The organism is Chitinophagales bacterium (assembly GCA_016787225.1).
In the GTDB taxonomy this organism is placed as follows: Bacteria; Bacteroidota; Bacteroidia; order Chitinophagales; family JADJOU01; genus CHPMRC01.
In genome coordinates this window covers 62,623-76,721 of sequence record JAEUUY010000011.1, presented here as the reverse complement: position 1 = coordinate 76,721, position 14,099 = coordinate 62,623, and the positions used below count along the sequence as shown (strand labels likewise).

The window sequence follows — 14,099 nt, the reverse complement described above, 5'->3', positions numbered from 1 at the left end:
ATTTATTTTTCAACGATTAACTTTGTTTGGATGCTTCCTTCTTCTGTATTAATGCAAACTAAGTATATGCCCTTACTCAAATCGTCAATATTTATGCTATAAAGTAATAGTTGTTTATCTAATAAGATTTCTTTTAGCTTTTTGCCTAGTACATCATGGATGGATATTGACTTTATAGGCATTTGCGAATTTACTTGGACAATAGATTGTGCAGGGTTAGGATATAATTCTAATTTATTTATTGCAACAGATGAAATAGAATTTGTGTTGGCTCTGAAATTTGCGACAAGAGTTCTGTTATTATTGAGAACAAAGGAATACGAAGAATTGGTACTCATTACCGTTCCATTTTCTGTCCAATTTTGAAATACATAGCCAGCATTTGGTGTTGCTTGAATAGTTACGGTAGTGCCACTATTGTAAGAACCCGTTCCTATCATAGTGCCTCCTTGAATTGGATTAGCAGACAAAGCGACAGTATAGTTCACAACATTCTGTATAAAGTTAGCAACCAAATTGCGATTAGTGACAATGGTAAAAGTGAAAGAGGCATTTGTGGATACTATGATTCCATTTTCTGACCAGTTAGCAAATGTATAGCCTGCATTAGCAGTAGCATTTACTGTAACGCTAGCGCCATTTGCAAAACTGCCACTTCCTGTTGTTGTACCGCCGTTACTAGGGCTAGATGCTGTCGTTACCATATAATTTACGACATTCTGAGTGAAGTTTGCTACTAAATTTCTATTTCCACTAATCGTAAATGTATAGCTAGCATTAGTGCTAACAGGATTTCCATTTTCCGTCCAGTTGGTAAAGGTATAACCTGCATTAGCGGTAGCTGTTACCGTTGCGTTCGCGCCTCTTGCCAAAGTACCACTACCCGCTGTGCTGCCTCCTATGCTTGGGCTTGCTGATGTGAGAATAGTGTCCATAATTTGAGTGAAATTTGCCACCAATGTTCTATTTCCACTAATCGTAAATGTATAGCTAGCATTGGTGCTTACAGGATTACCGTTTTCTGTCCACTTGATAAAAGTATAATTGGGATTGGCAATAGCTGAAACTGTAACGCTCGAACTTCTAGTATAGATACCATTTCCTGATACTGTGCCTCCAGCTAGAGGATTGCGATTGAGGGTTAGGGTATCTCGATAAATACTATCTCGAATGCTTATTCTATCAATAGCGATATCTGACCCCAACTCCCCTTTTACTTTGGCAGTCCATCGGAGCATAATTTTCTGCCCTTTGTATGGAGTCAAATCAATTCGGTGTTGTTTCCAAGCAGATCCTTGATATCCAACTTTGCGATTTACAGTATCAAAATTCCATTTTCCATTTCCGAAAATTTCTACCCGGTGTTCGCCCATATTGTTTCCATTCATAGAATAGAAATATGTAAGATAAGGATTTTGTGCTGTATCGAGATTGATGCACCCCAGATTGAGTTTGGCTACAAAATCTTCACAATTTCCTGATTGTACAAAAGCGTATTTTCCATTAGCTGAGGCTGAAGTAGTATCACCGTTGGGTCCTGATTCTGTGGACGGAGTAGCTCCACTCCTTATTCGCCAATCCATATCGTCTTGGGCAGGATTGAGGTCATTGTACCAGGGAGCTGGCAGGATATGATCTATGTTACAATCGAAAGCAGTATCTGCATCGGCATAGCTATCAAACTCTTCTACAAAAGGAATAGACACACTATACGCCGCTACATTATTCCAAAGAAAATATAGGGTATCATTGGCTCTATAGGCATCGGCAGGATGAGCGAGGTATATCATCATTGAGTCAATTCCTGTGGACTTAGCAGCTATCGTCTTAGTGAGTGTGATGATATATTCTGAATTCATCTGTAATGTTTGGTTGATAGTATCTCTAGCTATAGGGTTTTTATTTAGATAATAGGATACAGGAACCGAGTTAACGGCCATTCCATTATTTATAATTTTCAAAACTAGTTTTAAACTATCTCGTTTGATACAGCTAGAAATACTACCTTCAGGACTTATGACTGCTGCTAATTTTAGATCTACTTGAGATGCACAGTTAAACATTCCTCGTTCTTTCTCTACAGCATACCCTCGGCGACTAAATGCGTTATTAGCTCCCATAGATTGTGCACTAAACCAATCTTCGTTGTTCGGATTAAGGTTTTTAGCTACAAAAAAACTATTCCCTGTAACAGAAAGAGAATCCATATATTTTGTGCCGAGCTTATATACTTTGTATTGGCTGACATTGGCGACAGTGTCCCAACAGAATTTAGCAGAGTCTGCACATACCCAATCGAGTCGGATATTTTCTGGTCTATGAATTATAGAGAAAGAATTGCTCGTATCTGCGACCCCATTTCTAGAAATTCTACATTTGTATAAACCGCTATATGATACTCCTGCTGGAATAGTATAATTGTACCATCGCTTATCTCCTGCTATGTTATTACTGATAGTAGTCCAGCTAGTCCCTGTTGAGTTAGAAATTTCCAGATGAAAACTACCTGAATTGTGCGATGCATCCCATCGAAATGTGTGCTCAGAACCCGGAGCCATGGCCTCGCCTCCAGCAGGAAAAATCAATCGCACCTCATCCATTTGTACTTCGTAGATAACCACATAAGGTTGGTTCCCCATCGGGATGTCATGTCCTTTGACGATGATTTGATAATTTCCAGATGGTGGATCATTTAAGGTTACTTGCTCGTGATTGTTCATCGAATCGATGCCTCTTACCGCTGGATTGTCTATTGTAGCAGGATTAGGCGAATGATTAAGCACCCATGGATTTAAGGTTCCTATGCTATGAACCACCCGCATGTTGAGGTCATTGACCAAGTCTTTAGCAGCATTGGGTGAGGCTTCCCTGTCATGATAATACAGCATTATTCGCAACGATTTAGCATTGGCAGGAAGTGTAATCGTGTGAATATTAGAATCTCCCTGACCAATACTACTCGTGAAATAAGAATTGTTATCGATCATTCGCCAAGAGCGCCATACATTTATTCTACCGTATCCCGTGCGGAAATCTGGACCATTGTTGTGCAGATCTTCACAGCCATTCATTATAGCTGCTTTGATAAGGGCTGATGGCGCATTATTCCCTGTCTTGGATTTATAGGCATGGTACAGTTGAGCCAAAGCTCCCGCTACCCCAGGAGCAGATTGCGAGGTGCCTTTGGCTAGATTGTAGTTATCCCTATTTCCTGTGGTATAGACTTGTTCCCCATCGGCGCAAACTTCTGGTTTCAAACGTCCATCTTTAGCAGGTCCTCGACTGCTAAAACCGCTCATTGCATCGTAAGAATTGACACTCCCTACCGTGAGACAATTTTTGGCAGCCTTGTGCCCTCCAGTTATCGTTCCCCAATTATTTCCTGCACCATACCCACAGTTTTTATCTCCATCGTTCCCTGCGGATATAACGTGCATAAGGGATGTTCGAGAGCGAATTTGTGCATCGATATTGGCACTAATAGTTTTATACCCCTCATTACAAATCTGACTATAAGAGGTACTCGTAATATAAATACTATCATCAGTATATAATTGAGCTATCGTAGAATTGGTAAAAAGTGGATAGCCACTCTGCTTAAACACATGCAAATTTGCGCCCCATGCAGCTCCCATACCTAGAGGGTCTCGATTGCCTGCTGCAGCTATTGAGCCAGAACACAAATCGGCATGAGCGCCATTATTATCTTTGACATTCTTCAATAATCTATTGTGAAAATCGACATGGTCATTGACATTGCCATCATCTTGAATACCCACGTTAATTCCTGTCCCATTGAATTGCATGCCATAATTAGCATTCAATGAAATAGAAGTGGAGCGTTTATTACCAAGGTCTAGTAAACCATCTGGTGCAGATACCATATCGTCCGCTTCTATATATTGTACTGAATTTTGATTTGCCAATTCTAGAATTTCATTTTCATTAGCTCTAATTGTTATGGTATGAGCGAGACTATCAATTTCTAAAATTTTGTATGTAGATAATATTGCATTTAAGTCTGAAATTTTTCTCGAACTATAGATTTTAACGATAAAATTCTCGTATCGGGAGCGATATTTTGAAGGACTAAAGCGTATAAATTTTTCATGAGGTTGCACGGAACTGATATTTGCAATTAATGAAGTGTACTCATCTAGTATATGTTGAGGGTCATCCACGAGATACGTTTGTCGACCCATATATTCTAAAAAGCAAACTCCCTTATCTTTGAAGTATTCATATTGAATACTTGACAAAGTTTTGTGAAATTTTATTCGCTGAATATGGGGTACTTCCTTTTTTTCTATTTGATTTTGTCCTTGTGCATAGTAACTCAAAACTATGACTAAGCAGTAAAGAATAAAATGTCTCATACGATTCTAGTTTAATGTAATTATTGATTACAAAACTAGCTCGTCTTAGAGTATAAAAAAACTATGTAGTGAATTTGTAGTGGGTGGTGATTTAGGCCATTTTGACTTATTTGCTCTTCAAGGTAGCCATTATTTAACTCATATTCCGAGAAGTAAATCAAAAAGTCCAATTTTGAATTAAATAGGTTAAGAATTAAAAGCTAAGGGAAATTATAAGCGTAAATCAAGGTTTATATAGTGTTTAAATTACATGGAAAGTCAAAACTTATATTTCAGCATATATGGAATTACTTCATACCAGGGGTTTTAATCAACAATCGAATGAGATAAATTAGAAATTTATAATGATACTAAAAATGAAATTAAGAATTGTTTAGCTATTACTTTTGCAAATTCCAATAGGTTTCATAATCGCCTATAGCTCGCTCTTTGGCTTGGAGTTCTTTGAGTTTTTCTTTGAATTGACTGACAAAATAATCTACTTGAAAAACTTTTGCAAAATCAACTTGTTGATCTTTCTTTAACTCATAGTTTATACCATCTAGGCGCATGGTAAAGTATTTCGTGTTACCTGCAAAAGAACGAAAGCTGCCATTAGGAGCACCTAAAAGTTCAATCTCCATATAGGTATTCATAACTGATTTGCTCCCTTGGGGATAGAGTTTGGATATTAAAGACACCTTAAGAAAAGCGTCAGCCTGAACGTCTTTTAGAAGTGATTCTACGCCGTAGTGCATGTTGAATACGGTAGATAATTTTCGTACAGGTCCTAAATTTTGATATGCTCTTAAGTACTCACTGTTGTTATTTTCATTTTCATACATAAATGGTTGACTTCGTCCAAAACTTGCTGCACTCGGTATTGCATTAGGTGGTAGGATTGTAGAACTATTAACTTCGGACAATACAGAAGACATTTTAGTATATACATTGGCTAATATTTCATCCAAATATGAATTTGGTATTGGAGGAAATTGCACATCTCTCGTTTCTCTAGTTTTGGTTTTGGTTGTTTCTTTATAAATGGCATGATCTCTTACATCATAAGTGGTTTTCTCTTCTGTTTTTTCTTTCTCAGTTTGATAAGAAATTTCACCTTTAGCATATAAACTACCCACTGCGATTTTTTTGGCAAAAGATAAAGGCATTGCATAGGCTGCATTGCGTTTTTCCACATTAGTGATACCCTGAATGCCTTTGCTGACCTCACCACTATTTGTAGCTTCTACCCACATTCCATCATTGCTACCCGTAATGACCATTTGATTCGAAGGGATTTTTCCGGTTGGCTTTATAGCTTTGACCATTAGCTGGTCGCTGATAGAAAGATAACAGTCTTTGAGATTGAAATTTCCTTCATTCTCTAAGTTTCTAAATGCAGCTGCCGGTATGGTAATCTTAGCAGCGGGTTTGACATAAGCCAAAAGACTCAAAGTACGCATACCTATCATCGTTACTACGATATCCACTCGGATAAGTGAATTGACATTGGTAGAGTAATTCGCTACTTCCAGTGTGATATCTTTGGTGAAATCTACTTTTGCAACTTTGTTTTGTCCATTAATAGAGAGTAGTTTTATATTTTTCTCAGGAACTGGAATCTCAAAACTGCCCTCTATACTTCCATTTTTTTCAAATGTAATCTTCTTATTACCCTTGGAAGGCGCCTCTGTAACTGTATGGATTCCCATAGAAGCATGTTTTAATTCCTTTCCATTGATTTTAATTGTTCCATCGTATTTGAAGAATTGAAATCCATCTTTGGAGGCAATTTGTAGCATCGTAAAATCACCATTATCAATCCATTCTCCTCCCAAAAAATCGGTGAATAGCAGCCCCAAATCTTTGGAATATATATTGGTACCCATCGATACTATTACATCCGCATCTGCTAAATCGCCTATGGCAGTCATATTGCTGGTAGACATAACGGTATTTCCAGCTACTTTAGCTACTTTGCTCATAACTTTTCCAAAAAAACCTCCACCGGACTTCTTTTTACTTTCGGTGGATTCGCTGTTTTCGTTAGATTTTTGTGCTGTAGAGTCAGAGGAATGTTCTGTATTGTCTTTTTTCTTTTTGAGAATATTTCCAAACTGGGCATTACTTGAGTTGATTGACATTAGGACAATAACTATGACATAAAGAAGTTTTCTCATTTTTTTTGTAAGTTTATTCTGTGATAAAAATTGATGCCTTGCTTGAAAATATTTTGGTTCAGAATAATTACTTAACGAGAATGTCAGTAAAACTTCCTGTAACTGAAGAAACCCCGCCTGCTGTAGTCCCTGTGCCTTGGAATGTTCCACTTGCCTTACCGCCAGCATTAGAAGTAATAACTACACTGCCACTCGTAGGGATAAAATAACTGTTATTTACTATATAGGTTATGACATTAGCAGAATTTAAAGCATATGTTCCCGCAGTACTTGCCGATAGATTTATTTCAAAAATTGTCTTATAAGTAGTTCCACTTTTTTGCTGTGCTATTATGGTATTATACTGTGAAGTTAGATAGGCAGTATCTGCTATATGAACAGTGGTATCACTATTTTCTTTCCAAGTAAATTTTTTTGTAGTGGCAGTGGGTGTAGGGGAAGTTGTGCTTGTATTTGTCTTGCTGCAAGACATAGCCAATACAAAAAGTAACGATACAATACTCAAAGTAGAATAAAAAGTTGATTTCTTCATTTGTATATAAATTTAAAGTTAAGATAAAAATTACACGGCAAAATTAGAATCAATTCATACCCTTGTCAATCCCTATAGCTAGGGATTTGAGCATCCATATAAGTATGGATATTTACTTAATATATCCTGATTGAATAGCGTATTTCATCAAACCGACTAAGGTTTTGCAGTTCGTTTTTTGCATAATATTTATGCGATGACTATCTACAGTTTGCTTGCTAATATGGAGTTTGTCAGCTATTTCTTTACTAGTCAGTTCTTGCACTATTAGCTCCAATACCTCCTGTTCTCTAAGTGTTAATAGTGGTTTCGTTAATGTGGAGTTCCCATTTTGAAAGTGATTTAATATAATAGGCAATATATCGTTTGAAAAATATGCACTATGGTTTATTACTCGGTCTATTCCCATTAGGAATTCATCTTGTCCTGTATTTTTAAGCATATAACCATCTGCTTCAGCAGCTAAAGCATCTTTGACCAAGGCAATGCTATTGTGCATTGACAAAATGATGACCTTAATAAAGGGATATTGTGTTTTAATCACTCTACACAAGTCTATTCCATTCATCAACGGCATCGTAATGTCAGAGACAACCAATTGAAAATAATCTGGATTTGATGCGATAACATCTATCGCTTGTTGTCCATTGATAGCCTCACCCGCAACTACATATTGCGGATTGTCTTTGAGCATTTTTTTAAGTCCATCAAGGACGATTTGATGGTCATCCACTAAAAGAATATTTACCTTGGTATCTTTGGAGTCCATTTTGTTCTATTATGTTTAAAGAGGAATTGTAATATGATATTGTGTGCCTTTCCCTAGTTTTGAGGATAGTTGTATGCTACCAATGAGTTGGGTTATTCGGTCGCTGATATTTTGGATACCAATACCATTATTTCGTGTCAAACTATCTACATCAAACCCCTTGCCATCATCGGATAAGTCTAATTTTAATAAAAGTTTTTCACAATCCATATTGATATAAATATTTTTCGCTTCTGCATATTTTATTGCATTGTGTAGCAATTCCTGAATCATTCTGTAGATAAGTAATGTGTGCTGATGATCAATATACAACTTTCGTACTTCAGGGCTTATATTTAAATGAATGGTAAGATTATTCGGAACACTATTAACCTGATTAGACATAGATTCTATGGCAGGTATAAGACCTTTATCTAAATCACTTGGTAATAAATTGTGCGATACATTTCGTACGTCTTGTATAGCATTGTCCAATAAATATGTCGCAGCCTTAATGTCAGTATCCTTTGAAGATAGTTGCATTTTGACTACAGACAGTTTCTGTCCTACGCTATCGTGTAAATCTCGAGCTATTCGTTCTCGTTCGATTAATTCAGTTTCGGTTACTGCTTGGTGGATAAGCTCTCGCTGCTCTATAAGAGCATTTTTCTTTTTGCGATACCACAGTATCCAAAAGGCAATTCCCGATAATCCTAAAAGGGCAATGGAAGAAAAAATTATCAACCGATTTCTAGCTTGTATCTTGGTGTTCTCAATCGTCAGTGATAGATTCTCTTTTTCTTTTTCAAACGTTTTAAAGGCGATTTGTTCTTTAGCTATTGCTTTAGCCCTACTATTTGAAAATATAGTGTCAATAGTAGTTTTATATAAATTGTAATACTTAAGGCTCGAATCTTTCTGATTTAGTTCCAGATAATTGGCGAATAATATATCATATACTTGCTCCTTTTTTTTGAGTGCACTTAGTTCTTCGGTATATTGTAGTGCATTGTATGCAAAGCGATTTGATTTATGATACTGATTTTTTTTGCTATACAACTCACTCAAAGATATATTAATATTCGCTACACCTAAAGTATGTCCTATTTTCTTTTTAAGTTCAAGTGCTTTCAATAGTTTTTCTTCTGTGCTTGCAGTAATACTAGTATGAATTTCGCTGGCTGCCATGGCGGCGAGGAATTCAGATTTATAAAAATCATCAAGTTTATTTACATACTTGGAATAAGTTAATAGCAATTTTTTCCCTTTTTCATTTTGATTGATTTCAAAATAATTGATAGCTAAGTTAATAACTGTACCTATTGCTCCTATGGTATCTTTATTATTTAAGCTAAGTTGAATAGCCTCCTCAAAGTTTTCGTTAGACTGATTATAATCTTTAATATCATGATATATTAAACCCAAATTGTTGATTACATTCGCAGTAAATTCATACTTGTCAGTAGTTGAAAGTATTTGTTTTGCTTTATTAAAGTTCTTCAATGCTAATACATAATTGTCTAAATTCCAATATACCAATCCAATATTAGAATATATTCCTCCTTTAAATGCCTCAAAACCCTGAAGAGGTATTTTTAGCGCTTCATTGTAACAATAAAGAGCAGAATCATACTTGCCCATCATATCATTACATACACCTTTTATATTCATAGCAATGTAATATCCAGATGTATAGTTAAGTTTTTTACTTTGATCCATTGCCTCTTTTGCATATCCGAACGCCGCACTAGGATCCGCCTCCATGCATTGTAAGCCTAAAGCATTTAGAGTTCTAATTCTATGTGTATCTTTTTGAGTAGTTAATAATTTTCTAAGACTATCTATTTTGGATAGTTGTGAAAAACTGTCTATTCCAATTAAAAACAGAATAGTTAAAGTTAATAGTCTTCTACTCAGATTAAATCATTGCTAATTTTATAAACAAATATAATATCTTTTATTAATCATATTCTAATTTTACTTAACCAAGCGTCTCTACATTTAGCATTTAATCTTAAGAATTTTGAAGAAGTGAATTCTCGGCTAAGGAATATCGATTGATAGTATATAACATTTAGTCATTCAATTTGAGTTTTGCCAGGAATCAATTTAGCATACATTACAAATTTAATTATTCTCTCAGGATTTTGAACACAAATAGCGGTGCGTTTTGAGATTGAATTATAGCAGTATATGCACCTCTTGTTTTCAAAATTGCGCCTATCATAATCGGATCTTTGAGCTCTTCCTCCATGACTTTTTCACCAACTAAGTTATATATAGTCAAGGAAGTTTTAGTATGTAAATTATTTGGAATAATCACAGATTGATCTGTAACAGGATTTTCAAACCGTGAAAATATATCGTTTATCCTAGGCTCGTCTATTGAAGCATTGGAAATAGTTACCCACTTGTATACGGGCATTTGACATCCAATAGAATCTGTTATGACATAATCATACCTCATCTGCACGGGAGTATAGGTTCTAGCGACGCATTTCGTAGAATCTAAGAGGTAGGTAGTCGGCGACCACGTGCATTTTATATGTGGGAAAATACTCTGGCAGCCTGAAGCAGAAATATAGACCGTATCGTATTTGTTCTTAGTCATATACTGTTCACCTGCCGCACATATCCATTTTGAAAAATACACTACTATAGTATCCAAAGAAATATTCCCAATAGCGTCCGTTACTTTCAATTGAAATGGATATTGAGGTATATCTCCGTATTTTATTCTAGGATTAGGAATGGTGTCTGAAGTGAGGATAAGATACGTTTTTGCAGAATCCTTGAGGTATTTCCATTTGTATTGGTATGGAGCGACTCCTCCAGTTGCTGTAGGTTTGCCTCCTAGCTCAATGTAGCCTCTACTTGCGTTTATAGGTGCCAAATAAGATTGAGAACAGAGGTATAAATCTGAGCCCGCATCGACCTTTAACTGTGCTTCGAGTTGAAATGAGAATATTGTAGCGGTAAAGAATAAAACTGTTTTCATAGAACAAAAATTTACAATTACAAAGTTAACTCAATATTGCTGAAAATAAAAATTACTCAATCCTTCCATAGAAGAAAAAACAATAGACAAACTTTAATTCAAATGGTATTTAGTTATGTGACTAAGTTTGTAAAGTTATAACTATACTCAACATCTTTTCTCAACTCATATTGCGCTTCCATATTCGGAATGTAATTTAGTATGAAAATAGAAATTGGAAGTCACTTTAAGTCAAATTCTACATTTACAAGAATACCCAAAAGGGTCTAGTATCCAGTTGATTAGGTGGGCAAAACGTGCTTTTATGCGATAATGAAAGGCTAATATTTTAGTTTCTGGTAAAATATCCTTTGCCGAGACTGAAAAAAAACTTGCATTAAAAATAATTTTCCGTACATTTGCACACCTTTTTCACAAAGGGAGTTTTCATAAGAGTTGAGAACGATAGTATTTAATTAGTTCTTTGATATTGAATTTATTTAAAAAAATAGGCGAAACATGCTTTCGTACTAGGCTTAGGCCGAAGTAGCTCAGTTGGTAGAGCAGCTGATTTGTAATCAGCAGGTCGGGGGTTCAAGTCCCTTCTTCGGCTCTCATTCTTTATATTTTTATATAAAGATACTGGGTAGTTACCAGAGTGGCCAAATGGGGCAGACTGTAAATCTGCTGCGAAAGCTTCGGTGGTTCGAATCCATCACTACCCACCACAATTCAATATCATTAAGAACAGCAAAGATGCGGAAGTAGCTCAGTTGGTAGAGCATCAGCCTTCCAAGCTGAGGGTCGCGGGTTCGAGTCTCGTCTTCCGCTCACCTTTTCCCTACTCTTTTTTGGAATAAACGAAACATCTCAAGAAGATGGTTCTTTTCATTTGGGGTAGTGTAAATTGTGATGGCAATCAGCCGACGTAGCTCAGGGGTAGAGCGTTTCCTTGGTAAGGAAGAGGTCGTGGGTTCAATTCCCATCGTTGGCTCAAAATTTTATACAAAGAGAGAAAATGAATAAGTGAGAGAATAAAGAGATTATTAATTAAACGTTAATATAACCATCATTAAAAAATCAATTAAAAACCAATAAAATGGCAAAAGAACAATTTATCAAAACCAAACCGCACGTAAACGTCGGTACCATTGGACACGTAGATCACGGTAAAACAACCTTGACTGCTGCTATTACTTCTGTATTAGCTAATAAAGGTCTAGCTGAAAAGAAAGATTATGATTCTATCGATGCTGCACCAGAAGAAAAAGAGAGAGGTATCACTATCAACACTGCTCACGTAGAGTATGAAACTGAGTCAAGACACTATGCACACGTAGACTGTCCTGGTCACGCGGATTATATCAAGAATATGATCACAGGTGCTGCTCAGATGGATGGAGCTATTCTTTGTATAGCTGCTACTGACGGACCTATGCAGCAAACAAGAGAGCATATCCTTCTTTCAAGACAGGTAGGTGTGCCTAAGATTGTTGTATTCTTAAACAAAGTGGATTTAGTGGACGATCCAGAAATGCTAGAGCTTGTAGAAATGGAAGTAAGAGAATTGCTTTCTTCTTATAAGTACGATGGAGATAACACTCCAGTTATCAAAGGCTCTGCTTTGAAAGCATTGAACGGTGATGCAGAAGGCGTAAAAGCTATCGAAGAGCTTATGGCTACAGTAGATACTTATATCCCAGTTCCACCAAGACCTACTGAACTTCCTTTCCTACTTCCAGTAGAAGACGTATTCTCTATTACAGGTAGAGGTACTGTGGCTACAGGTAGAATTGAAAGAGGTATCGTGAAAACTGGTGAGTCTGTTGAGATCGTTGGTCTTCAGAAAGAAGGTGAAAAAGCATTGACTTCTACCGTTACAGGTGTAGAAATGTTTAGAAAAATTCTCGACATTGGAGAAGCTGGTGAGAATGTAGGTCTTCTATTAAGAGGTATCGACAAAGAAATGATCAAGAGAGGTCAGGTTATTTGTAAGCCAGGATCTATCACTCCACACACAGAGTTCAAGTGTGAGGTTTACGTATTGTCAAAAGAAGAAGGTGGACGTCACACTCCATTCTTTAATAAATATCGTCCTCAGTTCTATTTGAGAACTACAGACGTAACTGGTGAAATCACTCTACCTGAAGGTAAGGAGATGGTGGTACCAGGTGATAACTTGACATTGAATGTAAAATTGATTTACCCAGTAGCTCTTGAGAAGGGTCTTAGATTCGCTATCCGTGAAGGTGGTAGAACAGTAGGTGCAGGTCAGGTTACTGAAATTATTAAATAATTGATTAAATTAACTGTAGGGGCAAGGTCATGCCTTGCCCCTACAATTATATTTTTTACGGGCTTAGCTCAGTTGGTAGAGCGAAGGTCTCCAAAACCTTAGGTCGTGGGTTCGAGCCCTGCAGCCCGTGCCAAAATATATTAATAAAACTAGAGTATGAACAAGGTAATAGAATACGTCAAAGAGTCCATAAACGAGGTAAAGTCAAATGTGACTTGGACCAGTATGGCAGAATTACAAAAATTCACTACCATAGTTATTGTATCACTGCTTATTTTGACCGTTATCATTTGGATACTAGATAAGGCTAGTGAGTTTATAATGTTGGATACTATCTATAAGAGTGTTTAATCGTAGAATAGAAAATAATTAGGTATGGAAAATAGAAAGTGGTTTGTCTTAAAAGTAGTTTCAGGTCAAGAAAATAAAATTAAAGGATATATTGATGCTGAAATTCTGCGTTCAAAATGGGAGAATGCAATCACTACTGTATTAGTTCCTACCGAAAAGGTGTATAAGATAAAAGCCGGGAAAAAAGTGATAAAGGATAAGACACTCTATCCGGGCTACCTATACATAGAAGTAGAGGATAAGGTTGTAACTCCAGAAATGCTTGCTACCATTAGGAATATTTCTGGTGTAATGAATTTTTTAGGAGGTAATCAACCGCAGGCCTTGAGACCAGCTGAGGTCCAAAAATTATTAGGAAAGTTGGATGAAGTGTTAGGTGCTGGAGAATCGATGATGGAACCATTTATTATCAATGAATCGGTAAAAATCATTGATGGACCTTTCAATGACTTCGTTGGAACTATTGAAGAAGTAAATGAAGAAAAGAAAAAGCTAAAAGTAGTAGTAAAGATATTTGGAAGAAAGCAACCAGTAGAGGTAAGTTTCGGTCAAGTAGATAAGATTAGTTAGAGATTAGACTCTGACATTTGCAACTAGAAAGAATAAATTAAAATTAAATATTATCATTAACATAGTGGGAGTCCTTCTAAAAGACAATTG

General features: G+C 36.3%; 9 protein-coding genes and 5 tRNA genes. 8 read left to right on the top strand and 6 right to left on the bottom strand.

Translation table 11 applies throughout. The annotated features are described in order from the left end of the window. Positions 1 to 2: 2 nt before the first annotated feature. The 6 genes from JNL75_03450 to JNL75_03425 form a co-directional block, all read right to left on the bottom strand. Positions 3 to 4,376, bottom strand: coding sequence for a S8 family serine peptidase (locus JNL75_03450; GenBank protein MBL7788871.1), 4,374 nt, complete (start codon positions 4,374 to 4,376; stop codon positions 3 to 5). A 380-nt stretch (positions 4,377 to 4,756) separates the two neighbouring features. Continuing rightward, positions 4,757 to 6,535, bottom strand: a complete 1,779-nt coding sequence (locus JNL75_03445; protein MBL7788870.1) for a hypothetical protein — start codon at positions 6,533 to 6,535, stop codon at positions 4,757 to 4,759. A 67-nt stretch (positions 6,536 to 6,602) separates the two neighbouring features. After that, a complete protein-coding gene (locus JNL75_03440; GenBank protein ID MBL7788869.1) occupies positions 6,603 to 7,067 on the bottom strand; it encodes a hypothetical protein in 465 nt (154 codons plus the stop codon). A gap of 112 nt (positions 7,068 to 7,179) precedes the next feature. Then, entirely contained in the window at positions 7,180 to 7,836 is a 657-nt protein-coding gene (locus JNL75_03435) for a response regulator transcription factor (protein MBL7788868.1), read from the bottom strand. Between the two features lie 15 nt (positions 7,837 to 7,851). Continuing rightward, positions 7,852 to 9,579, bottom strand: coding sequence for a tetratricopeptide repeat protein (locus JNL75_03430; GenBank protein ID MBL7788867.1), 1,728 nt, complete (start codon positions 9,577 to 9,579; stop codon positions 7,852 to 7,854). Positions 9,580 to 9,946: 367 nt separating this feature from the next. Beyond that, a complete protein-coding gene (locus JNL75_03425; GenBank protein MBL7788866.1) occupies positions 9,947 to 10,813 on the bottom strand; it encodes a hypothetical protein in 867 nt (288 codons plus the stop codon). Between the two features lie 519 nt (positions 10,814 to 11,332). On the opposite strand from JNL75_03425, the gene JNL75_03420 reads away from it, so the two are divergent. The 8 genes from JNL75_03420 (at position 11,333) to nusG (ending at position 14,009) form a co-directional block, all read left to right on the top strand. Beyond that, positions 11,333 to 11,405: transfer RNA gene (locus JNL75_03420), tRNA-Thr, on the top strand. 31 nt (positions 11,406 to 11,436) lie between these two features. Then, positions 11,437 to 11,520 (top strand) — tRNA-Tyr (locus JNL75_03415). Positions 11,521 to 11,550: 30 nt separating this feature from the next. Further along, positions 11,551 to 11,623 (top strand) — tRNA-Gly (locus JNL75_03410). A 91-nt stretch (positions 11,624 to 11,714) separates the two neighbouring features. Continuing rightward, positions 11,715 to 11,786 (top strand) — tRNA-Thr (locus tag JNL75_03405). Between the two features lie 105 nt (positions 11,787 to 11,891). Further along, the gene (gene tuf / locus JNL75_03400) at positions 11,892 to 13,088 is read left to right on the top strand and encodes an elongation factor Tu (protein MBL7788865.1); all 1,197 of its coding nucleotides are present in this window, start codon (positions 11,892 to 11,894) and stop codon (positions 13,086 to 13,088) included. Positions 13,089 to 13,145: 57 nt separating this feature from the next. Further along, a tRNA-Trp gene (locus JNL75_03395) sits at positions 13,146 to 13,221 on the top strand. A 23-nt stretch (positions 13,222 to 13,244) separates the two neighbouring features. Continuing rightward, on the top strand, positions 13,245 to 13,439 hold the full coding sequence (gene secE / locus JNL75_03390; protein MBL7788864.1) for a preprotein translocase subunit SecE: 195 nt from the start codon (positions 13,245 to 13,247) through the stop codon (positions 13,437 to 13,439). 24 nt (positions 13,440 to 13,463) lie between these two features. Then, positions 13,464 to 14,009 (top strand): transcription termination/antitermination factor NusG, encoded by a 546-nt coding sequence (gene nusG / locus JNL75_03385; protein MBL7788863.1) that lies wholly within the window; start codon positions 13,464 to 13,466, stop codon positions 14,007 to 14,009. Positions 14,010 to 14,099: the final 90 nt, after the last annotated feature.

Bases quoted from the DNA above. Each gene is read 5' to 3' on its own strand.
- tuf (MBL7788865.1), top strand. From the start codon at position 11,892: ATGGCAAAAGAACAATTTATCAAAACCAAACCGCACGTAAACGTCGGT.
- JNL75_03440 (MBL7788869.1), bottom strand. From the start codon at position 7,067: ATGAAGAAATCAACTTTTTATTCTACTTTGAGTATTGTATCGTTACTT.
- JNL75_03430 (MBL7788867.1), bottom strand. From the start codon at position 9,579: ATGGAGGCGGATCCTAGTGCGGCGTTCGGATATGCAAAAGAGGCAATG.
- JNL75_03445 (MBL7788870.1), bottom strand. From the start codon at position 6,535: ATGAGAAAACTTCTTTATGTCATAGTTATTGTCCTAATGTCAATCAAC.
- nusG (MBL7788863.1), top strand. From the start codon at position 13,464: ATGGAAAATAGAAAGTGGTTTGTCTTAAAAGTAGTTTCAGGTCAAGAA.
- secE (MBL7788864.1), top strand. From the start codon at position 13,245: ATGAACAAGGTAATAGAATACGTCAAAGAGTCCATAAACGAGGTAAAG.
- JNL75_03425 (MBL7788866.1), bottom strand. From the start codon at position 10,813: ATGAAAACAGTTTTATTCTTTACCGCTACAATATTCTCATTTCAACTC.
- JNL75_03435 (MBL7788868.1), bottom strand. From the start codon at position 7,836: ATGGACTCCAAAGATACCAAGGTAAATATTCTTTTAGTGGATGACCAT.
- JNL75_03450 (MBL7788871.1), bottom strand. From the start codon at position 4,376: ATGAGACATTTTATTCTTTACTGCTTAGTCATAGTTTTGAGTTACTAT.